Raw genomic sequence first — 20,418 nt, 5'->3', positions numbered from 1 at the left:
ACCATTCACTCATCGCTACTCTATTCACTACTCATTACTCACCACTCGCCAAGAGCATGGAGCGAACAATGAACACCGATGAAGTGCTGGGCATTTTCCGCGAGGCCGGCGCGGTTCTCGAGGGGCACTTCATCCTGACGTCCGGACTGCGCAGCCCGATCTTCCTGCAGAAGGCGCGCGTCTTCATGCATGCCGACAAGACCGAGCGCCTGTGCAAGGCGCTGGCCGAGAAGATTCGTGAGGCGGTGCCGGGCAGGATCGACTATGTCGTCGGCCCGGCGATCGGCGGCCTGATCCCGGCTTACGAGACCTCGCGCCATCTCGGCACGCCGGCGGTCTGGGTCGAGCGGGAAGGGGGCGAGTTCCGGCTGCGTCGCTTCGAGATCGCCAACGGATCGCGCGTCGTCATTGTCGAGGACATCGTCACCACGGGTCTCTCGATACGCGAGACCATCGACTGCCTGCGCCAGCTCGGCGCCGAGGTGGTGGCGGCCGCCTGCATCATCGACCGTTCGGCCGGCAAGACCGATGTCGGCGTGCCGCTGATTGCGCTCGCCGAATATGAGGTGCCGGCCTACCCGCCCGACCGCCTGCCGCCGGAACTTGCCGCCATCCCTGCCGTTAAGCCGGGAAGCCGAAATATCTGACCTGGCGATGAATGAAAACAAGTACCTGAGGGTGCCGGTTGAATCTCTTTGCCAGCGAAGCGCGCAGAGGCCCCATGATAGCCGGCATCGATCATTTCGTCCTGACGGTCCGGTCTGTCGAAGCGACTTGCGACTTCTATCAGCGCGTGCTGGGCATGGGGCGGCTGGACGAGCCGAGCCGGCCGACCGCGCTTCTGTTCGGATCGCAGAAGATCAACTTGCACGAGGTCGCTCGCACCTTTGAGCCGAAGGCGAAGGCGCCGACCCCGGGCTCCGGCGATTTCTGCCTCATTACTGCGGTGCCTCTTGCCGACATCCGCGCCAGCCTCGAAGCCAACGGTGTGGCGGTCGAAGTCGGACCTGTCGAGCGCACCGGTGCTCGCGGCAGGATGATGTCGGTCTATTTCCGGGATCCCGACGACAACCTGGTCGAGGTCAGCGAATATCGAACTTAGCTGAAAAGCCCAGGCTGACCGCGTCCGATACCTCGGCGCCGCGGTCGCGCAAGGACGAATGGCCAAACATGCTTTGCCCAGTCTTCCTCAGTTTCGCCAGAATGGCGCTCATGTAAGAGCCTGCGGCAGACCATCGCGGCGACGTTTCGCTGTTCCGTGGTCTGGCAATCGCCGCTATAGCAAAGTTTTGTTGCCTTCCTGCGCCGGTGAAGCGCAAGATATGTTGACGCGACCCGGCTGGCAGGGAAGCGTGTGTTGGACCAGGAACCGAAACAGAGTGCTTTTTCGACGCCGAGAGCCTGATGGCCTCCTGGAGCGGGTGCGTACTTACCTATGGCCGCGCCGCTCGTTCTCGCGCTCCGTTCAGTATTTCTCCAAGCGCATTCTGCGGCTGAAAGCGACGCCCCATTCGGTGGCCGCCGGAGTCGCGGCAGGCGTTTTCGCCTCCTTCTTCCCGCTGGGCTTCCACTTCATCATCGCCGCCGTGCTCTGCTGGGTGATCGCCGGCAATCTGGTGGCGGCAGCCCTCGGTGCGGTGTTCTTCGGCAATCCGCTGTCCTTCCCGCTGCTCTGGGGCGCGTCCTGGGAGACTGGCAAGCTCATCCTGCATGAACATCTGCCCAGGCATGGGCCGCCGGAGCATCTCGGGGAAATGATGCACACGCTTTCCTTCGCCAAGCTGTGGCACCCGATCCTGGAGCCGATGCTTCTCGGCGCGGTGCCCCTCGGCTTGGTCTTTGGGCTCGTCTTCTATGGTGTCACGCGGTGGGGCATGACCGCTTTTCGCGCGCAACGGCAGCGGCGAATGACCGAGCGAGCCAGGAAGGCCCGGCAGGGCGCACGGGAAGTTCCCGCGGAATGATCATCGGCATCGGCAGTGACCTGATCGACATCAGACGTATCGAGAAGTCCCTGGAACGGCACGGCCAGCGCTTTATCCAGCGTATCTACACCGAGGTCGAGCAGGCCAAGTCGGAGAAGCGCGCGGCCCGTGCCGCTTCCTACGCCAAGCGCTTCGCCGCCAAGGAGGCCTGCGCCAAGGCGCTTGGCACCGGCATGGCCGAGGGCGTCTTCTGGCGCGACATGGGCGTGGTCAACCTGCCCAGCGGAGCGCCCACCATGGCGCTCACCGGCGGCGCTGCCGCCAGGCTGGAAAAAATCCTGCCCAAGGGCCACCATGCGCTGATCCACCTCACCATCACCGACGATTTTCCACTTGCTCAAGCCTTTGTGATCATCGAGGCAGTGCCCGCCGAACAAGCGCCACATTGATTCCATCTGACCACGGGCGGCATGACGTTGCCCAGCGCGCGCCGAGACTCTATACCAACCAACGCACAATCGAGGACGACATGAGCGTGGCTGAAAAATCGCAGAAGAAATCCGGCGGGCTTGGGGAAACCTTTTCCGTCATCATCCAGGCTCTGCTGCTCGCGCTTGTCATCCGCACGCTGCTGTTCCAGCCCTTCTCCATCCCCTCCGGCTCGATGCGGCCGACGCTGCTCGAAGGCGACTATCTGTTCGTCACCAAATGGGCCTATGGCTATTCGCGCTACTCGCTGCCCTTCGGCCCCAATATTTTCTCCGGCCGCATCTGGGGCTCTGAGCCCAAGCGCGGCGACGTGGTGGTGTTCAAGTTCCCGCCGGATCCGTCCGTCGACTACATCAAGCGCGTCGTCGGCCTGCCCGGCGACAAGATCCAGGTCAAGGACGGCCAGCTCTTCATCAACGGCACCGCCGTGCCGCGCGAAAAGGTCGGCCAGATCGACAATCCCGACATCACCGAGGTCGACCGTCCCGTCGACGTCTATCGCGAGACGCTGCCCAACGGCGTCACTTATGACACGCTCGATCTGACGCCCAATTCGATCGGCGACAACACGCGCGAGTTCGACGTGCCGCCCGGCCACTATTTCATGATGGGCGACAATCGCGACAATTCCTCCGACAGCCGCTTCACCGTCGGTTTCGTGCCGGCCGAGAACCTCGTCGGCCGCGCCAACGTCATCTTCTTCTCGATCGCCGACGGCGCAAGCCCGTTGGAAATCTGGAAGTGGCCGTCGCTGATGCGTGCCGGCCGCCTGTTCCATCTCGTCCACTAAGGTCATGGCGGCGACCAAGCGTTTGACCGCCGATGCCCTTGCCGAAGCGCTTGTCGAGCGCACCGGCCACGCCTTCGCCGACCGCCAGCGTCTGCAGCGCGCGCTGACCCATGCCAGCGCGCGTTCGACGCATGCCGGCGTCGACTACGAACGCTTCGAATTTTTGGGCGACCGCGTTCTCGGCCTAGTCGTGGCCGACATGCTGCTCGCTGCCTTTCCGGATGCCGCCGAGGGCGAGCTGTCGCTTCGCCTCAACGCGCTGGTCAATGCCGAGGCGCTCTCCGAGATCGCCGAGGAGATCGGCCTGCCGGAGCTGATCCGCGCCGGCTCCGACGTGCGCAATCTCGAAGGCCGCAAGCGAACCAATCTGCGTGCCGACGCGCTGGAGTCGCTGATCGCCGTGCTTTATCTGGATGGTGGCCTTGAGACCGCCCGCGCGTTTATCCATCGCTACTGGCAGCCGCGCTCGCAGGCGATCGGTGCTGCCCGCCGCGACGCCAAGACCGAGCTGCAGGAGTGGGCGCACCAGGCGGCGTCGGGCGCGGTGCCGGCCTACCGGGTGGATGCTCGCGAGGGGCCCGACCACGACCCGCTGTTCACCGTCAGCGTCAAGGTTGGCTCTTTCGCGCCGGCGATCGGCAGCGGCCGTTCCAAGCGCGAAGCGGAGCAGGCGGCGGCGGCCGCGTTGCTGCTGCGCGAAGGCGTATGGAGCGCTGCATGACCGTCACCCAAACCTCCGAAACGCCTGCCACGCGCTCCGGCTTCGTCGCGCTGATCGGCGCGCCCAATGCCGGCAAGTCGACGCTGGTCAACCAGCTGGTCGGCGCGAAAGTGTCGATCGTCACCCACAAGGTGCAGACCACCCGAGCCATCGTGCGCGGCATCGCCACGCATCACAACGCGCAGATCGTCTTCGTCGACACGCCCGGCATCTTCAAGCCGAGGCGGCGGCTGGACACGGCAATGGTCACCACCGCCTGGGGCGGCGCCAAGGATGCCGATGTCGTGGTGCTGCTGATCGATGCCGAACGCGGCATCAAAGGCGATGCCGACGCCATCCTCGACCGGCTGAAGGACGTCAAGCAGCCGATGCTGCTCGTCCTCAACAAGGTCGACCGGGTCAAGCCGGATACGCTTCTTGCTTTGGCCGCGGCAGCGAACGAAAGAGTGCCGTTCAAGCGCACCTTCATGGTCTCGGCGCTCACCGGCTCCGGCTGCAAGGACCTGCTCGATTATCTTGCCGAGACCCTTCCAGCCGGTCCCTGGTACTATCCGGAAGACCAGATCTCCGATCTGCCGATGCGCCAGCTCGCGGCCGAGATCACGCGCGAAAAGCTTTATCTGAGGCTCCATCAGGAGCTTCCCTATTCCTCGCATATCGAGACCGAGAAGTGGGAGGAGAAGAAGGACGGCTCGGTGCGCATCGAGCAGGTCATCTATGTCGAGCGCGAGAGCCAGAAGAAGATCGTGCTTGGCCACAAGGGCGAGACGATCCGCGCCATCGGCCAGGCCGCGCGCGCCGAGATCGCCGAGATCCTCGAGCAGAAGGTGCATCTTTTCCTGTTCGTCAAGGTGCGCGAGAACTGGGGCGATGACCCCGAGCGCTATCGCGAGATGGGATTGGAGTTTCCCAACTGATCCATGTCGCCCAAAAGCGACGCAGTTTTGGGATAACGACATGCACAGCCCGAAGATGGATATCGGCACCGCTCTCGTGCGGCGGCTCGTCGACGCGCAGTTTCCCGAATGGCGGCATCTGCCTGTGAAGCCGGTCGCGTTGGGCGGCTGGGACAACCGCACCTTCCATCTCGGCGACGCGATGGCGGTCAGGCTGCCAAGTGCTGCTCCCTATGCGCTGCAGGTCGAGAAGGAGCATCGCTGACTGTGCAAGCTTGCGCCGCTTCTGCCGCTGCCGATTCCCGAGCCGCTCGCCATGGGCGAGCCGGCGGCGGGCTATCCCTGGCACTGGTCCGTCTACCGCTGGATCGAAGGCGAGACGGCGAAAGTCGGTCACATCGCCGACCTTCGCGCGTTCGCGGTCTCGCTGGCTGAGTTCCTCGTAGCCCTGAAACGGATCGATCCGACCGCGGGGCCGGCACCTGGCCAGCACAATTTTTATCGCGGCGGCCCGCTGGCCGTCTATGACGACGAGGCGAGACAGGCCATCGCTGCGCTTGAAGGCCGGATCGATACGCAAGCCGCCACTGCCGTCTGGAAGGCGGCGCTTGCTGCCGGCTGGCACGGCTCGCCCGTCTGGTTCCACGGCGATGTCGCCTCAGGCAATCTGCTGGTCGAGGACGGCCGTCTGAGCGCTGTCATCGACTTCGGCACGTCGGGCGTCGGCGATCCCTCCTGCGATCTGGCGATTGCCTGGACGCTGTTCGAGGGCGAGAGCCGCGAGGCATTCCGCGCGCGCATCGCCGTCGATGACGCGACCTGGGCGCGCGGACGCGGCTGGACGCTGTGGAAGGCGCTCATCACCGTTGCCGGTCACGACGCCAACCAGGCCGAGGTCGGGAGGCAGCGCCGGGTGATCGACGAAGTGCTCGCCGATCATCGCAAATTGGGATGACGGCGCCAAGCAGGCGCCGCCATCGGTCGAGTATTCATGCAGTGGCAAGTCGCTTCGCCGGCCGTCGCATAAAGCTTTCCGTGCCGTAATAGGCAACGATCGCGATCGCGATGACCGCCCAGATCGCGACGCCGAGCCATTGCTGCTGGATATAGTCGCCGTCGACGAACACCTTGGCGAGGAAGCGTACGCTGTTCTGGTGTGAGACATGCATCAGGATGGCCAGCAATACGCTGCCCGTGTTCTGGTAAAGCCAGGTGAAGACGATCCCGGCCAGCACGACGTTGATCGTGCTGTAGAGGCTGAGATCGCCAAGCAGGCCGAGCGGCAAGTGCCAGATTGCCCATATCACGCCGAGGATCAGGCTGCCGGCGAGTGCTGGGCGACGGCCAAGAAAATGCGGGGTCGCAAAGCCGCGCCAGCCGGGCTCCTCGCCCAGCGGACCGCTGAATACGGCATAGAGCGCGATCATGGGCGCCACCTCGGAGAAGGCCGGAATGTTCCCCCACGACGGCTCCGCCGAACCGAGGAACGGATTGATCAGGATCGAGGCGAGCTGCGTCCCGAACGGCAGGCCGACCGCCACCAGATACCAGATCGGGCGAACGCGCCATTTCACCATCGAGGCGAGGATGGTCTTCACCGCACCCCAGCCGCCGGCGAGTGCCGCGACGGTGAAGCCCGAGATTGCCGGTCCGAAGGTGAACCAGGGAATGCTCTCGCCATGCGACAGATAGAAGGGAATGAACGCCAGCCATGTCAGGCCGAGCGCCAGCGAAAAGAAGATGGTCAACTGGTGCCCGCGCACCTCGCCCAGGAAGGAGCTCATAACGGTCCTCTCATCGGGCCATTGTTGCGAGTGGTCGCCTGCCCGAGAGGTCGACGCTTCGGGAAAAAGCCAGCCGAGCCGCTCGGCGGTCTGCGCCGGTTCACCCGGTCAACGTGCCGGTATTTGGCGCCGGCGCGGCCGAAAAATCCCGAACGGTTTCTGAGAATTTTCCGATATTGCCGCCTCGGCGGCAGCGGCAGACGTTGCCTGCCATCACTGTCAGGACAGATTTTGGGTTACGGACGGCAATCTTGATTTCGCCGCCCAACAGGTGAAAAGCTCGACGTATGGAATGGCGCGACGAGGGAATCATTCTCGGCACCCGCAGGCATGGCGAAACCAGCGCCATCCTCGAGGTGATGACGCGCGCCCATGGCCGGCATCTCGGCCTGGTGCGGGGCGGCCGCTCGCGCAAGCAGCAGCCGGTGCTGCAGCCCGGCAATCGCGTCGATCTTTTGTGGCGGGCGCGTCTCGACGAGCATCTCGGCATCTTCCAGGCCGAGGCGATCGAGATGAACGCCGCCCGGCTGATGGACAGCGCAGTCGCCGTCTACGGCCTGCAGACCATGGCCGCGCATCTCAGGCTTCTGCCCGAACGCGATGCCCATGGCGGCCTCTACGAGGCTCTTGCGGTGATGATCTCCCATCTGGGCGATGCCGATGCCGCGGGCGAGTTGGTGGCGCGCTTCGAATTGCTGATCCTGGATGAACTCGGCTTCGGCCTCGACCTCAGCCAGTGCGCGGCGACCGGATCACGGCAGGATCTCGCCTATGTCTCGCCGAAATCCGGACGCGCCGTCTCGCGCGCCGCGGGCGCGGCTTGGCACGACAAGATGCTGGCGCTGCCGGCCTTCCTGCAGCGCGGCACCGGCGTGCGCGCCGATGCCGCGGCGCTCGAGGACGCCTTCCGGCTGACCGGCTTCTTCTTCACCCGCCACGTTTATGAGCCGCGCGGCATCGAGCCGCCCGACGCCCGCGCTGGATTCCTCGCGGCGCTGCGCCGGCATCAGGTGGCGGTGAAGGTGATTGCCGCGAATGAGGCGAGGATCTAATCGGCTCGCCGTCGTTCCAGAAAATCGTCGAGGATGGGACGCTGGCCTTTCAGGACCTTGAGACCGGCGTCTGGGAGTGAGAACCAGCCGGCTTTGTCCACTTCGGGAAATTCCTTCATGGCTCCCGACCTTGGCGGCCATTCCATGGTGAACATGTTGCTCCTGACGACATCCACATCGATGTCCGCTTCGACGCTCCAGGCGATCACGATTTTACCGCCCGGCTGCTTGTAGCTGCCGACTGGCTGGAAATCGCCGTCGATCGCGACGCCTAGCTCCTCCTCGGCCTCACGCCGAGCGGCCACGAGATCGTCCTCGCCATCGTCGATCAGCCCCTTCGGGATCGACCAGGCCCCTTCATCTTTCCTTGCCCAGAACGGTCCGCCGGGATGGACCAGCAGGAACTCGAACACACCGGCGGTTTGCTTGAAGATCAGCAGGCCCGCGCTTCGTTGCGGCATCGGTCATCCTCTTGTTAATTCCCGCTAGCGTTCGAGGATAGCACGAGTGGTCCGCGGCGAGCGGCCGGCAATTTGCGGCCCGAGCCTCAGCCGCTTCGACGTATCGCCGTTGGATAAAGCCTGCGGTCGCTGGCAATCGGCGCCGAAACATGCTCGATCTTGCAGGCCGGCAGGGCGCTGATTGGGTAGCCGTCTCATCGCCGCATTTGTCGGCCACGACTGGCACGGTTTTGAGGGGAAACCGCCATGTTTTTCGGCCTGATCGCCATTGCCGCCGTCATCGCTCTATTCGTCATCATTTCACGCCAGCAAACGCGCCTCGGACTGATCGAGCGCGAGCTTGGCGCGCTGCGCAGCTTGGTGCTTTCGGGCATCCCGCAGCCCGCGCCCCGGCCTGGCGAGGTCGCGGAAGCTGCTGCAGGCGAAGGTCCCGCCGTGATTGCCGCAGCGGTCACGTCGCCGGCAGGTGAAGCAGCCCCGCAGGCCACAGCCGCCGCGACGCCCGACGAACCAAAAGCCGAAGCGCCAGCCCAAGCGGGCGAGGGGACTCCGTCCGAACCCGCCGGAGAGGGACAATTGACGCAACCTGCCGCGCCGGCCGAAGCGGCAGTACCTGCAAGGGCCGCCCGCGATGTCGAGACGGCCCTCGGCACGCGTTGGGCGGTCTGGGTCGGCGGCATCGCGCTGGCGCTGGGTGGCCTGTTCCTGATCCGCTACACGATCGAGGCCGGCATTTTCGGCCCCGGCGTGCGACTGACCATGGCCGGCGTTCTCGGTCTTGTGCTGCTTGCCGGCGCCGAGTTCATCCGCCGCACCGGCTTCCGGGTGCCGGTGCAGGGAGCTGCCGGCGCCTACATCCCGGCGATTCTGACGGGCGCCGGCGCCTTCATCCTGTTCGGCACCGTCTATGCAGCCTATGGCATCTACGGCTTTATCGGCCCCGCGCTCGCCTTCACGCTGCTCGGCGCGATCGGCGTCGCCACCATTGCCGTCTCGCTGGTCCACGGCCTGGCGCTGGCCGGCATCGGCCTCGTCGGTGCCATGGTGACGCCGGCCCTCGTCGCCTCGGAGGCGCCGAACCCGTGGGCGCTGTTCGTCTACCTGGCGATCGTGCTTGCCGCCACGGCGGCTATCGCCCGCATCCGCGATTGGAAGGCGCTTGTGGCGGCAGCCTTTGCCGGCACCGGCATCTGGACCATCGTCTACATGACCAATGCACCGGAGGTGAATCTCTCGACGGTGCTGTTAATCAGCCTGGCCTCGCTTGCCGTGCTCGCCTTCGTCTGGCTAGCCGATTTCTTGACTGCTGGCCGCGACGACGCGGAGCCCGGCTTCGACTGGCCATCAATCGCGCCCGGCTTCTTCGTTGCGCTGACCGCGCTCGGGCTGTCGGTCGATCCGGTGTTTGCCAAGGCGGGTTATGCCTCGCACGGCGCGGTGCTGCTCGCCGCGCTGCTGGCAGTGGCGCTCTACCGGCCGCGCGCCTTGCCGCTCCTCTTCGCCGCCGGCCTGGCGACCGCGCTGATCTATCTCGGCATCATCCCGCCCGCCACCATCGGCGCCGATGCGCTGGATGTCGGCCTGGGCGCCGAGCCGCTGGCCGCATCCGACACGCTGACCTTCCGCCTCGGCATCGCGCTTGCCCTGGTCTTCATCGCAGCCGGATTCTGGGCCGCGCGCCGCTTTGCGGCTGCTGCGCCTATCCGCGCCGCGTCATGGGCGGCATGGGGTGTCATTGTGCCGCTGGTCGTGCTCACCGCGCTCTGGCTCACCTTCGGCGACATCGACCGCGATTTTGGCTACGCACTGCCGGCCCTGCTTCTGGTGCTCGTCTTTGCCGCCGGCGGCGAGTGGATCGCGCGCGCCGAGGAACCGCCGCTCCGCGGCGGCCCCGCCGTCTCCTTCGCGCTCGGCGGCGCCGGCGTCGCAGGCTTGTTGATGCTGCACATGGCCTTCGGCTCCGGCTGGACGACGGTGCTGCTCGGCGCCGCCGCCGTCGTGCCGGCGCTCGCGACGCGCTGGCGCAGCTTCCCGGTGCTGGGCTGGATCGCGGTCGGCGCGGCTGTCGCCGTGCTTGGTCGCGTCGCCTTCGATCCGACCATCGTCGGCGCGGCGGCACTGTCGACGACGCCGGTCTTCAATTGGCTCTTGCCGGGCTATGGCGTTCCGGCGCTCGCCTTCGGCTTCGCCGCCTGGCAACTCGCGCGCACCACCAACGGACGGCCGCGTCTTGCCATGGAAGCGGCCTCGGCGCTGTTCGGCCTGCTCACGATTGCGATGCTGGTGCGCCATGCCATGCATGGCGGCGTCATCGACACCGGCCCCGTCACCCTTGCCGAGCAGGCGATCTACACGCTGATCGCGCTCGGTGCCGGCGCCATACTGGTCGCCATCGACCTGCGCTCGCCGAGCCCGGTGTTGCGCTATGGCTCGATGGCCGCCGGCGTGCTCTCGGTCGCCTTCATCGTCATCCGGCATTTCGTGGTGCTGAACCCGCTGCTGACGGATGAATCGACCGGCGCCGTCCCGTTCTTCAACCTGTTGTTGCTCGCCTATCTGCTGCCGGCGGTCGCAGCAGGAGCATTGGCGCTTTATGCCCGGGAGAGGCGCCCGAGATGGTATGCCGCGATGCTGGCGCTGGTCGCTTCGCTGCTCGCCTTCGCCTACGCCACGCTGTCGGTCCGGCGCCTGTTCAAGGGCGAGTTCATCGGCCTGTGGAGCGGCCTCGGCCAGCTCGAGACCTATACCTATTCGGCGCTCTGGCTGGTCATCGGCGTGGCGCTGCTGACCGCCGGCGTCTGGCTGAGGTCGCAGGTGCTGCGCATTGCCTCGGCCGTGCTCATAGCGGTCGCCGTGCTGAAGGTCTTCCTCTTCGACATGTCGGAGCTGGAAGGCGTGCTGCGCGCACTCTCCTTCATCGGTCTGGGCGCCGTGCTGATCGGCATCGGACTTTTCTATCAGCGTCTGCTGACAAGGGCGGCGAGGTTAGGAGCCGAATAAAGGTCAGGCCAGATCGGTCTGCGAGAAGTCGTTGCCTTTGTAGAGCAGAGGTACGCGATAGGCTTTGGCGCATGCGTAGCTGAAGCAGTCGCCGAAATTCAGTTTGGCTGGGTGGCCCACATATCGACCATAATCTTGCGCGGCCCTTACAGCGAGTTCTCGGATCCGCGTGTCCAGCGGGACCTCAACGGCCTTGAGTTCGGCCAGGAAACCCAAGACGATCATTTTACATCGTTCGATCAGGGCGGGTGGTGTCGGAAGCTGGTCGCCGTTTTCCGCTACGGACTTCCTGCGAGCTATCCCAACAATCGCCTCGAATGCGGAACTCGGCGAGAAATAAAGCTTCTCGGCGGCTTCCATTTTCCTAAGAAGGCGGTTCGCATCCGGCTCTTCCGATATGATAGCGATGATAGCGGAAGCATCGAGGAACATCAGAGGTCATCCCATCCTTCGTCCATGAATTTCTTCATGTCGAAGTCCGGGTCGTCCGGACCGAGCGCCCTCGCTGCGTCCTGATACTTTCTAATGCGCTCGCTTAGTGGGAGGACGGCATGTGCCCGTTCGAGCTCACGCTTGAGCGCGATCCGCACGGCTTCAGTCTTCGTGGGCGCCTTGATCGCGGACTGCAGCTGACGAGCCAGCGCGTCAACCTCGTCATCGCGGATATACAAAGACATTGTCGAATTCCTCCGGCGTATATTCTAAGATGAATATGCAAGATATTCAATGACGAATATACGATGGCCAGAACCGGTATTCAACCTTGGTTCCGCTTCCGCTCGCGCCGGGAATAAACCGGCATCCGCCGGCGTTATCCAGGTGCTTGGGTACCGGAGCGGGTGGTCCGCTTCGTGCTGGCTGCTTGCGCCGCGCCGGGAAGGCGCGTTCAATCGAGATGGAAGACGACCACGAAACAAGCGGTCATGGACGACAAGAAGGCAGCGATCCTGAGCGAGATACCGCGTCTGCGCCGCTACGCGCGCTCGTTGCTGCGCGACCGCGATTCCGCCGACGATCTCGTCCAGGACTGCCTCGAGCGGGCGCTTGTGCGGCTCGACAACTGGCAAACTGGAGAAAGCCCGAGGAGGTGGCTGTTTACGATCATGCATCATCTGTTCATCGACCAGATGCGCAAGGGTAACCGGCGAGGCGAGGCGGCAATGTTGCCTCTGGAAGCCGGCGAGGCCCAGGCCGCGCCCGCCGATCAGGTCGAAAGCATAGCCTCGCGCGAGATCATGGATGCCCTGCAGGCGATCGGCCCCGATCGCCGCGCGGCATTGGTCATGGTCGCTATCGAAGGCTTTTCCTATGCCGAGGCCGCCAACATCCTGGGCGTGCCGGCCGGCACGCTGATGTCGCGCATCGCGCGCGGCCGCGAGGAACTGCGCGGCCTGCTGGACGACTCCTCGCGCCGCCGCTCGATAAGGATCGTCGAGCGATGACCCGGCGCGATTTCACCGAACGCGATATCCACATGGCCCTCGATGGCGAGCTGCCGGGCGAGGAGCGCATGGCCTATGACGCCTGGCTCGAAGCCAATCCCGAAATGAAGGCGAAGAGCGCCCGTTACATAGCCGACCGTGCGGCGCTCCGCGCCGCCCTGGCCGGCGTGATGGACGAACCGGTGCCGGCAAGGCTACGGCACGCGGTGCTTGGCGAAGCGCCGGCGCGGACGCCTGCCTGGCGCTCGCGCTGGTGGCTTTCGGCGGCGGCGGCAGCCGTGCTGATGGTCGGCGGGTTCGGTGGCTATCTCGCCGGCATCGACGGCATTGGCCGCAGCGGTGAGAGCGACGACCAACTCGCGGAGCAGGCGATTTCCGCCCATCTCATCTACGCCGCCGAGAAGCGTCACGCGGTCGAGGTGCCGGCAAGCGACAAGGACCATCTGCAGACCTGGCTGTCCAACCGGGTAGGGCTGAAGCTGGTGGCGCCCGATCTCGCGGCCGAGGGCTTCGCACTCGTCGGCGGCCGGCTGTTGCCGGCGGGCGAGCGTGGCAAGGCCGCGATGTTGCTTTACGAGGACGCCAAGGGCGAGCGCATCTCGCTCTTCGTCACCGCCGAATCATCGCAGACCACCAAGGGAACCTATACGGCCGAGGCTGACGGTCCGGAAGCGGTGTATTGGCTGGACAAGGGCTATGGCTGCGCCGTCGTCGGCACATTGCCGCCGGAGCGTCTGTCGGAGGTCGCCAAGAGCGCCTATGGCCAGCTTCTGGCCGGTATTTCGAGCTGAGGAGGCGGCTGTTTTCAACGGCCTACGCTGTTTCGAATTAGTGGTTCAGTTCAAAGCCGTGGTGCTTTTCTGCCGCCGCGGAACCTGTCACAATTCGGCCCTAATCAAGGAGCGATAGCGCTTGATGAAGACCGGCGCTTCGGCCGGGGTGCTGCTTTTGACCGGGGCCGTTTCCTTTAATCCAATCGAGGTTCTCCCAAACCCCGCATGCCTGCCGAGATCCGCAAGGCCCGCGCGTCGGACGTCGATGACCTCGCCGCCATCGAGAAGGCTGTTTTCTCAAGCGATCGCCTGTCGCGCCGCTCTTTTCGCCAGTTGATCGAGCGTGAGACCGCCGAGATGCTGGTGGCCGAGAATGACGGCCATGTCGCCGGCTACGCGGTGGTCTTGTTTCGCAAGGGCAGCGGCGTGGCCCGGCTCTATTCCATCGCCGTCGGTCCGTTCTTCGGCAATCTCGGCATCGGCCGCCAACTGCTGGCCGCGGCCGAAGAGGCGGCTTATGAACACGATCGCATGATGCTGCGGCTCGAGGTTCGCGAGGACAATCAGCGCGCCATCGGCATCTACGAGCAGGCAGGCTACCGAAAAATCGGCCGCGAGCCCGACTATTACGAGGACGGCGCCACCGCGCTGCGTTACGAAAAGACGCTGCGCGGCGATGTCCCGACCAGCACCGGGGTGCCGTTTTACCAGCAGACCTGCGAGTTCACCTGCGGTCCGTGCTGCCTGATGATGGCAATCGCCAATTTCGATTCCGGCTTCGTGCCCGATCCGGTCATGGAAATACGCCTGTGGCGCGAGGCGACCACGGTATTCATGATGTCGGGGCCGGGCGGCTGCGAGCCTTTCGGCCTGGCGGTTGCCGGCTATGAAAGCGGGCTTGCCGCCGAGATCTTCGTATCCTTTCACGGCGCGCTGTTCCTGCAGTCGGTGCGCAGCGAGGAAAAGCGCCGGGTGATGGAGCTCGCCCAGGTCGACTTCCGCCGGCGAGCGGAACTTTACGGCATCCCGGTGAATTACCGTCCGTTCGGCATCGACGACATCCGCGCCGCCCTTGCCGAGGGCAAGCTGGTGCTGGTGTTGATCAGCGGCTTCCTGATGTTCGGCAAGAAGGTGCCGCATTGGGTGCTGGCCATCGGCGACGACGGCGACCATATCCTCATCCACGATCCTTGGGTCGAAGACGAAAGGCAGGAAACCATCCTCGACGCCGCCAACATTCCCGTGCCCTATGGCATCTTCATGAACATGGCTCAGTTCGGCCGCGACGGGTTGCGCGCCGCCATCAACCTGGGAAAACGCTGACACAATGACCTGGGTCATCCTTACAGGCAGGCAGAACGATCTCGACCAGGTGGCGACGCCGCACAAGATCATCACCAACCGCGACTATCTCGCGCATCCGGCGCTGTTTCGCGGCCAGCGCCCTAAGGTGATCAACCTGTCGAACAACTACGGCTATCAGAGCCGCGGCTATTATGCCTCGCTGCTCGCCGGATCGCGCGGCCACAAAGTGATTCCGACCGTCGAGACCATGATCGATCTGTCGGAGCGCAAGCTCTATGAGCATGCGTTGCCGGAACTCGAGCTCGCTCTCAACAAATGCCGCAAGGATCTCGACGGAACCTTTCCGACGAAGGTCGCAGTCTTTTTTGGCATCGGGCCCTCGAAAGTTTGGGACCGGTTCACCAAGCTCTTGTTCGACTGGTTTCGCGCGCCGGCGCTCGAGGTCCACATCAAGGACAGCGCCGAATGGGCTTCGATCCGCAAGATCGGCTTCCTGCCGCTCGCGCGCATGAGCGAGGAGCAGGAAGAAGTCTTCCTGCAATGCCTGGAGACCTACACCAACCGCGAGTGGCGCGACACCAAGGGGCGCACGCCGGCGCGCTACACGTTCGCGACGCTCGTCGATCCGCATGAGGAATTGCCGCCTTCGGAGATTTCGTCCCTGCGCTACTGGGCGAGGATCGCGGAGAAGATGGGCGTCGAGGTCGAGCCGATCACCAGGAAGGATTTGGCCAAGCTCGCCAATTACGACGCGCTGTTCATCCGCGAGACGACATCCATCTCCAACCACACCTACCGCTTCGCGCGCCGCGCCCAGCAGGAGGGCATGCCGGTGATCGACGACCCGCTGTCGATGATCCGCTGCACCAACAAGGTCTATCTCAACGAGCTGATGACCTACAACAAGGTGCCGGTACCGCCGACGGTGATGATTGCCGGCACCTCCGATCTGGAGCTCGCCGCCCAGACGCTGGGCTTTCCGCTGGTGCTGAAAATCCCGGACTCATCCTTCTCGCGCGGGGTCAAGAAATGCGAGAACCTTGCCGATCTGACAAAGCTGGCGACCGAGTGGCTGGAGGATTCCGACCTCCTCATCGCGCAGAAATTCATCCCCACCGAATATGATTGGCGCGTCGGCGTGCTCGGCGGCCAACCGCTGTTTGCCGTGCATTACCTGATGGCCAAAAAACACTGGCAGATCGTCAACCACAAGGCCAACGGCAAGCCCGATCAGGGCGGCATCAAGACCTTCACGCTGAAGCAGACGCCGCCGCACGTGGTCGAGACGGCGGTCAAGGCGGCGCGCTGCATCGGCGACGGGCTCTACGGCGTCGACCTCAAGGAAACCAAGGACGGCGTCTTCGTCATCGAGGTCAACGATAACCCCAATCTCGACCATGGCTGGGAGGATTCCGGCGAGAAGGACGAGCTCTGGGTGCGGCTTACGCAATGGTTCCTGGAGCGGCTGGAGCGCACTGGTCGCTAAAGCATTTTGCATCCGGACGGGATCGCCTGGCGTCGCTGAATCCGGCCAAGACAATCAACTGAATGGGGGCAAGATGCTGTTTTTCGTTGTCGAGGATTTTCGCGGCTGCGACCGCAAGGAAATCTACCGGCGGTTCCGCGATCGGGGCCGGCTGAAACCGGACGCGCTTGTCGTTCACCATAGCTGGATCGCAGGCGACATGAGCCGCTGCTTCCTGCTTGTCGAGGCCGATGACGTCACGCTGCTGCAGCGTTGGGTCATCGAATGGGCCGATCTGGTGGAGTTCGAGATCCTTCCGGTAGCCACCAGCAAGGACATGGTCGCGGCCCTGGCCGGGCATCTCTGACTGCTAGGCACCGAGCGCCGGCGACCTGACCGCGCGCACGCATTCCGCGATCAGCCACTCGCGAAACGCCGCCACCACATCGCGCCTTGCGCTGCGTTCAGGGATCGTCAGGCAATAAGGCTGGCGCAATTCCAGCGCTCGGGCAACCGGCCGGACCAGCCTGCCGTCTTCCAGCGCCCGGGCGCAGTAGATGCCTTGCGCCAGCGCCACGCCCAATCCCGACATGGCGAGATCGAGTGCGGCCCGCGACGAGTTGGCCGAAAGGCCGCGCTGGGCCGACCGGCCCGGCGCGATGCCCCCCGCCTCGAGCCAGTTGCGCCAGGACGGAAAGGCGGTTCCGGTCGGGCCCCAGTCGGTGTGGATCAACGGCAGGCCGGCGAGAGTTTCCGGCTTGGCTGCACCGGCAAGGCTGGGCGCGCAGACCGGATAGACCGCATCCCGCGCGATCTCCTCGGTCGGATGCTCGCGATAGTGCCGGCCGTAGGATCGCCGGATGTCGACCATCTCATGGTCGAACGGCACAGGGTCGTCCGCGCCTCTCAGCGAAATATCCGCGGCGCCGTGGCTGGCGACAAAGCCGGCGAGGCGTTCGGAAAGCCAGCCCATCGCCATCGAAGGCGGCACCGAGATGACGAGCCTCGGCCGGAACGCATCGCCGCTACATCCCGCGCGACGCTGCCGATTTCCTGGAAGGCCATGGTAAGCCTCGGCAACATCTCGACGCCGGCTTCGGTGAGCAGGACGCGCCGGTTGACGCGGTGGAACAACTTGCGGCCCATCTGTTCTTCCACGGTGCGGATGAGCTGGCTGACCGCCGCCGCCGAAATCGACAGCTCTTCCGCCGCTGCGGCAAAGCTGCCGCTGCGCGCCGCCGCCTCGAAGGCTTGAAGTCCGCGCAGGGAGGGAAGTGCGACCATGGCGACGGAAAAGATAAGCTGAGCTTATCTATTTTGCAGAATTCCTCGTTTTTCGAAAGCTTTCTTTCTGCAGTACGGTAGCCTCATGAGCGCCATCGACCACACCATCGACCACCGCGACGTCATCGCCTCGCTGACCAATGAGGAGCGCAGCCGGCTGACCGGCAAGTCCGATCTGCCGGGCATCATCCAATTCGTCGTTCATCTCGGCGCCATCGTCGCTCTCGGCGCGCTGATCGCGGCCAAGGTGCCGTACTGGCCGGTTCTGATGCTGCCGCAGGGCATCCTGATCGTGTTCCTGTTCACGCTGCTGCATGAGACCGTGCACAGGACGGCCTTCGAAACGCAGTGGCTGAACGATGCCGTCGCGCGGCTCTGCAGCCTGGCGATCGCGCTGCCGGCCGACTGGTTCCGCTATTTCCATTTCGCCCATCATCGCTTCACTCAGGACCCGCAGAACGATCCGGAGCTGGCTTTCCCGAAGCCCGAGACCTTGCGACAGTACATCGTCCATGTGTCTGGCCTGCCGGTGTGATGGGGTCATTTCAAGACGCTCTACAGAAATGCCAGCGGCCGCTGCGGGGACAGCTATGTGCCCCCCGAAAGGCTTGCCGAAAGTCCAGGCCGAGGCGCGGGCGATGATCGCCTTCTACCTCGTCGTGCTGACGCTTGCGATCTGGCTCGAGGCGACCGTGCTCCTCTACGTTTGGCTCGTACCGGCGCTGCTCGGGCAGCCCTTTCTCAGGCTTTATCTGCTGGCCGAGCATGGCCGCTGCCCCTTCGTCGCCAATATGCTGGAAAACACCAGGACGACGCTGACCAACTGGTTCGTGCGCAAGCTCGCCTGGAACATGCCCTACCATGCCGAGCACCACGCCTATCCGGGTGTGCCGTTCCATCAATTGCCGGCTTTTCATCGGCTGATCGCGCGGCATCTCAAAGTGGTAGAACCCGGCTATGTGAGCTTCCACGAGAAATATTTCGAGACGCTGCGCTGACCGGTGCCTGGCATCAACCGGATCGGCGAAGCTTTTCCTGCGAGCGCAGCAGGCGGCTCATCTCCGAGGCCCTGGCCGGCGCGCCGATCAGAAAACCTTGCGCCTCGCCGCAGCCGGCCTTGCGCAGCATGTCGAGCTGCTCTTCGGCCTCGACGCCTTCCGCGGTGACGGTGATGCCGAGCTCGGCACCGAGCCCGATGACCGTGCGCACGATCGCCGCCGTGTCGCGCTTGTCGAGATCGTGGATGAAGGAGCGGTCGATCTTGATCTTGTCGACCGGGAAGCGCCGCAGATAACCGAGCGAAGAATAGCCGGTGCCGAAATCGTCGAGCGCGATGCGCACGCCAAGCCCGCGCAATTGCCCGAGCGTCCTCAGCACGCTGTCGCTCTCGTCCATCATCACCGTTTCGGTGATTTCGAGTTCCAGCCGGCTTGCTGGCAGGCCGGAAAAGGCGAGCGCCGCAATCACGCTGCGGGCGAAGCCGCCGCTCTTGATCTGGGCCGCCGAGACGTTGACCGCCATGCGCACGTCCTGCGGCCAGCCCGCCGCCACGCCGCAGGCCTTGCGCAGCGCCCAGTCGCCGAGTTGCACGATCAGCCCGGTTTCTTCGGCCGCGGCGATGAAGTCTTGCGGCGGCACCAGCCCGCGCGACGGCGAGCGCCAGCGCATCAGCGCTTCGGCGCCGACGATCTCACCGGAGGCGATGTCGAGAATCGGCTGGAAATCCAGTTCGAACTCGCGCCTCGGGAGTGCAGCTTCGAGGTCGGCCTCGAGCGCCAGGCGCTCCCGCACCATGGCATCCATGCACGGCTCGAAGAAACGGTAGATGTTGCGCCCCTCGCTCTTGCCCCGGTAGAGCGCCATGTCGGCATTGGTGAGCAGCGTATCCGCATCCTGCCCGTCGCTGGGATAAAGTGCGATGCCGAGGCTCACCCCGACATGCATTTCGCGGCCCTTGTCGCGATAAGGCTTGCCGATCACCTCGATAATGCGCTTGGCCAGCTTTTCGGCGTCGACCGCGTTTCTGATATTGGATTGAATGATGGCGAATTCGTCGCCGCCGAAACGCGCCACCACGTCCTTGTCGCTGCGCAGGCAGCGCTGCAGGCGCTCGGCCACCCTTTTCAGCAGCCAGTCGCCGGCCGGATGCCCGAACGTATCGTTGACGGCCTTGAAGCGGTCGAGGTCGAGCGAGAAGATCGCCACCGGCGCGGCCTTGGCCTCGCTCAATGCCTGGTCCAGGCGCTCGCGGAACATCGAGCGGTTGGGCAGGTTGGTCAGCGTGTCGTGATGCGCAAGATGCGTCATGCGCTCTTCGGCGCGGCGACGCTCGGTAACATCGTCGAAGGTCACGACCCAGCCGCCGCCGCTCATCGGCTGCCGAACCACCAGAAAAGTCCTGCCGTCGGCAAGATAGCGGTAAGCCGACTGCATTTTCCCTGCTCGCAGGCAGGCTTCGGTCCTGGTGACTTCGCTGTCGACGTCGATCTTGGTGTAGATGCCGAGTTCCAGCAGTCGTTTGAGCGCGTCGCGGTGTGTCGTTCCAAAAGGGAAATCTGTCGCGGCGACTTTGTAGAGCTCGAGAAAGCGCTGATTGCGCACGATCATCTTGCCGTCGGCGTCATACATCAGCAGGCCTTGCGACATGTTGGCCAAAGCGGCGTCGAAGCGGCGATGCTGCTCCTTCAGTTCCTCTTCGGAGCGCCGCTGCACGGTCACGTCCTCGTAGATCGACACCCAGCCGCCGGAGGCCAGCGGCCGATGCGAGATGACGATGATGCGCCCGTCCGCCAGCGTCTCCTCATAAGTCGAGGGCTTGGCGCCGTCGATATAGGGTTTGCGGACGGCGTAGAGCTGCTCGGCGGTTTGCGAGGCGATGCCGATTTCGACGCTGTGCTGCAAGATGTCGAAGAACCGAATGCCGGGCTTCGTGACTTTGGCGTCGAGGCGGAAGAGGTCGATGTAGTTTCGGTTGCAGATGATCATGCGCTCGTCGGCGTCGAACATGCACAGGCCATGCGACATGTTCTCG

22 protein-coding genes and 2 pseudogenes are annotated in these 20,418 nt (G+C 64.4%); 17 read left to right on the top strand and 7 right to left on the bottom strand.

Going from position 1 to position 20,418, the window contains the following annotated elements; genetic code table 11:
• The first annotated feature begins 68 nt into the window (after nt 1–68).
• Nucleotides 69–647 (top strand): orotate phosphoribosyltransferase, encoded by a 579-nt coding sequence (gene pyrE, locus CK222_RS09150; protein ID WP_095800121.1) that lies wholly within the window; start codon nt 69–71, stop codon nt 645–647.
• Nucleotides 648–721: 74 nt separating this feature from the next.
• Entirely contained in the window at nt 722–1,102 is a 381-nt protein-coding gene (locus tag CK222_RS09145; RefSeq protein ID WP_095800120.1) for a VOC family protein, read from the top strand.
• Here CK222_RS09145 and CK222_RS33360 read toward each other — a convergent pair.
• The gene (locus CK222_RS33360; protein WP_259979799.1) at nt 1,083–1,214 is read right to left on the bottom strand and encodes a hypothetical protein; all 132 of its coding nucleotides are present in this window, start codon (nt 1,212–1,214) and stop codon (nt 1,083–1,085) included. The genes CK222_RS09145 and CK222_RS33360 overlap by 20 nt on opposite strands.
• A gap of 165 nt (nt 1,215–1,379) precedes the next feature.
• Between CK222_RS33360 and CK222_RS09140 the strand changes: the two genes are divergently transcribed.
• From CK222_RS09140 to CK222_RS09115, 6 genes and pseudogenes are all read left to right on the top strand, one after another.
• Entirely contained in the window at nt 1,380–1,964 is a 585-nt protein-coding gene (locus CK222_RS09140; protein WP_095800119.1) for a DUF2062 domain-containing protein, read from the top strand.
• Complete coding sequence (gene acpS / locus CK222_RS09135) at nt 1,961–2,374, top strand: holo-ACP synthase (RefSeq protein ID WP_067321104.1); 414 nt, start codon at nt 1,961–1,963, stop codon at nt 2,372–2,374. Before CK222_RS09140 ends, acpS begins: the two co-directional genes overlap by 4 nt.
• A gap of 80 nt (nt 2,375–2,454) precedes the next feature.
• Complete coding sequence (gene lepB, locus CK222_RS09130) at nt 2,455–3,204, top strand: signal peptidase I (protein ID WP_066997458.1); 750 nt, start codon at nt 2,455–2,457, stop codon at nt 3,202–3,204.
• A 4-nt stretch (nt 3,205–3,208) separates the two neighbouring features.
• Nucleotides 3,209–3,925: a ribonuclease III gene (gene rnc / locus CK222_RS09125; protein WP_066997455.1), complete on the top strand. Its 717-nt coding sequence runs from the start codon at nt 3,209–3,211 to the stop codon at nt 3,923–3,925.
• Nucleotides 3,910–4,842, top strand: coding sequence for a GTPase Era (gene era, locus CK222_RS09120; protein WP_095800118.1), 933 nt, complete (start codon nt 3,910–3,912; stop codon nt 4,840–4,842). The genes rnc and era overlap by 16 nt, the downstream gene beginning before the upstream one ends.
• A gap of 40 nt (nt 4,843–4,882) precedes the next feature.
• Nucleotides 4,883–5,776 (top strand): annotated as a pseudogene (locus tag CK222_RS09115) (aminoglycoside phosphotransferase family protein).
• A gap of 34 nt (nt 5,777–5,810) precedes the next feature.
• On the opposite strand, the gene CK222_RS09110 reads toward CK222_RS09115, so the two are convergent.
• Nucleotides 5,811–6,605, bottom strand: a complete 795-nt coding sequence (locus CK222_RS09110; protein ID WP_095800117.1) for a type II CAAX endopeptidase family protein — start codon at nt 6,603–6,605, stop codon at nt 5,811–5,813.
• Nucleotides 6,606–6,892: 287 nt separating this feature from the next.
• On the opposite strand from CK222_RS09110, the gene recO reads away from it, so the two are divergent.
• Nucleotides 6,893–7,657 carry a DNA repair protein RecO gene (recO, locus tag CK222_RS09105; RefSeq protein WP_067321116.1) on the top strand — a complete coding sequence of 255 codons (765 nt, stop codon included), beginning with the start codon at nt 6,893–6,895 and terminating at the stop codon, nt 7,655–7,657.
• Here recO and CK222_RS09100 read toward each other — a convergent pair.
• Entirely contained in the window at nt 7,654–8,118 is a 465-nt protein-coding gene (locus tag CK222_RS09100; RefSeq protein ID WP_095800116.1) for an NUDIX domain-containing protein, read from the bottom strand. The two genes, recO and CK222_RS09100, sit on opposite strands and share 4 nt — an antisense overlap.
• A gap of 246 nt (nt 8,119–8,364) precedes the next feature.
• Here CK222_RS09100 and CK222_RS09095 point away from each other — a divergent pair, with 246 nt between their 5' ends.
• Nucleotides 8,365–11,118, top strand: a complete 2,754-nt coding sequence (locus tag CK222_RS09095; RefSeq protein WP_095800115.1) for a DUF2339 domain-containing protein — start codon at nt 8,365–8,367, stop codon at nt 11,116–11,118.
• Nucleotides 11,119–11,121: 3 nt separating this feature from the next.
• Here CK222_RS09095 and CK222_RS09090 read toward each other — a convergent pair whose 3' ends face one another.
• Nucleotides 11,122–11,550, bottom strand: a complete 429-nt coding sequence (locus CK222_RS09090) for a type II toxin-antitoxin system VapC family toxin (protein WP_095800114.1) — start codon at nt 11,548–11,550, stop codon at nt 11,122–11,124.
• Nucleotides 11,550–11,795 (bottom strand): type II toxin-antitoxin system VapB family antitoxin, encoded by a 246-nt coding sequence (locus CK222_RS09085; protein WP_095777849.1) that lies wholly within the window; start codon nt 11,793–11,795, stop codon nt 11,550–11,552. The genes CK222_RS09090 and CK222_RS09085 overlap by 1 nt, the downstream gene beginning before the upstream one ends.
• A 246-nt stretch (nt 11,796–12,041) precedes the next feature.
• On the opposite strand from CK222_RS09085, the gene CK222_RS09080 reads away from it, so the two are divergent.
• The 5 genes from CK222_RS09080 to CK222_RS09060 all read left to right on the top strand — a co-directional run bounded on the left by CK222_RS09080 (nt 12,042) and on the right by CK222_RS09060 (nt 16,470).
• Nucleotides 12,042–12,560 carry an RNA polymerase sigma factor gene (locus CK222_RS09080; RefSeq protein WP_095800113.1) on the top strand — a complete coding sequence of 173 codons (519 nt, stop codon included), beginning with the start codon at nt 12,042–12,044 and terminating at the stop codon, nt 12,558–12,560.
• Nucleotides 12,557–13,351 (top strand): anti-sigma factor, encoded by a 795-nt coding sequence (locus tag CK222_RS09075; RefSeq protein ID WP_067321126.1) that lies wholly within the window; start codon nt 12,557–12,559, stop codon nt 13,349–13,351. The genes CK222_RS09080 and CK222_RS09075 overlap by 4 nt, the downstream gene beginning before the upstream one ends.
• Before the next feature lie 207 nt (nt 13,352–13,558).
• A complete protein-coding gene (locus CK222_RS09070) occupies nt 13,559–14,656 on the top strand; it encodes a GNAT family N-acetyltransferase/peptidase C39 family protein (protein WP_095800112.1) in 1,098 nt (365 codons plus the stop codon).
• A gap of 4 nt (nt 14,657–14,660) precedes the next feature.
• Complete coding sequence (locus CK222_RS09065; RefSeq protein ID WP_067321133.1) at nt 14,661–16,124, top strand: RimK family protein; 1,464 nt, start codon at nt 14,661–14,663, stop codon at nt 16,122–16,124.
• A 73-nt stretch (nt 16,125–16,197) separates the two neighbouring features.
• A complete protein-coding gene (locus tag CK222_RS09060) occupies nt 16,198–16,470 on the top strand; it encodes a DUF3303 family protein (RefSeq protein ID WP_095800111.1) in 273 nt (90 codons plus the stop codon).
• A gap of 3 nt (nt 16,471–16,473) precedes the next feature.
• Here CK222_RS09060 and CK222_RS09055 read toward each other — a convergent pair.
• Nucleotides 16,474–17,387 (bottom strand): annotated as a pseudogene (locus tag CK222_RS09055) (LysR substrate-binding domain-containing protein).
• An 85-nt stretch (nt 17,388–17,472) separates the two neighbouring features.
• On the opposite strand from CK222_RS09055, the gene CK222_RS33355 reads away from it, so the two are divergent.
• Together CK222_RS33355 and CK222_RS33350 are read left to right on the top strand one after the other, a co-directional pair.
• Complete coding sequence (locus CK222_RS33355; RefSeq protein WP_280951762.1) at nt 17,473–17,922, top strand: fatty acid desaturase; 450 nt, start codon at nt 17,473–17,475, stop codon at nt 17,920–17,922.
• A 55-nt stretch (nt 17,923–17,977) separates the two neighbouring features.
• Nucleotides 17,978–18,385 carry a fatty acid desaturase gene (locus CK222_RS33350; protein ID WP_280951761.1) on the top strand — a complete coding sequence of 136 codons (408 nt, stop codon included), beginning with the start codon at nt 17,978–17,980 and terminating at the stop codon, nt 18,383–18,385.
• A gap of 13 nt (nt 18,386–18,398) precedes the next feature.
• On the opposite strand, the gene CK222_RS09045 is transcribed toward CK222_RS33350, so the two are convergent.
• Nucleotides 18,399–20,411 carry an EAL domain-containing protein gene (locus CK222_RS09045; RefSeq protein ID WP_245432984.1) on the bottom strand — a complete coding sequence of 671 codons (2,013 nt, stop codon included), beginning with the start codon at nt 20,409–20,411 and terminating at the stop codon, nt 18,399–18,401.
• Nucleotides 20,412–20,418: the final 7 nt, after the last annotated feature.

The sequence above is a fragment of the Mesorhizobium sp. WSM3866 genome, assembly GCF_002294795.1.
GTDB lineage: Bacteria > Pseudomonadota > Alphaproteobacteria > Rhizobiales > Rhizobiaceae > Mesorhizobium.
Note: the sequence above shows the minus strand (reverse complement) of the source record. Positions and strands in the feature narration are given on the sequence as shown.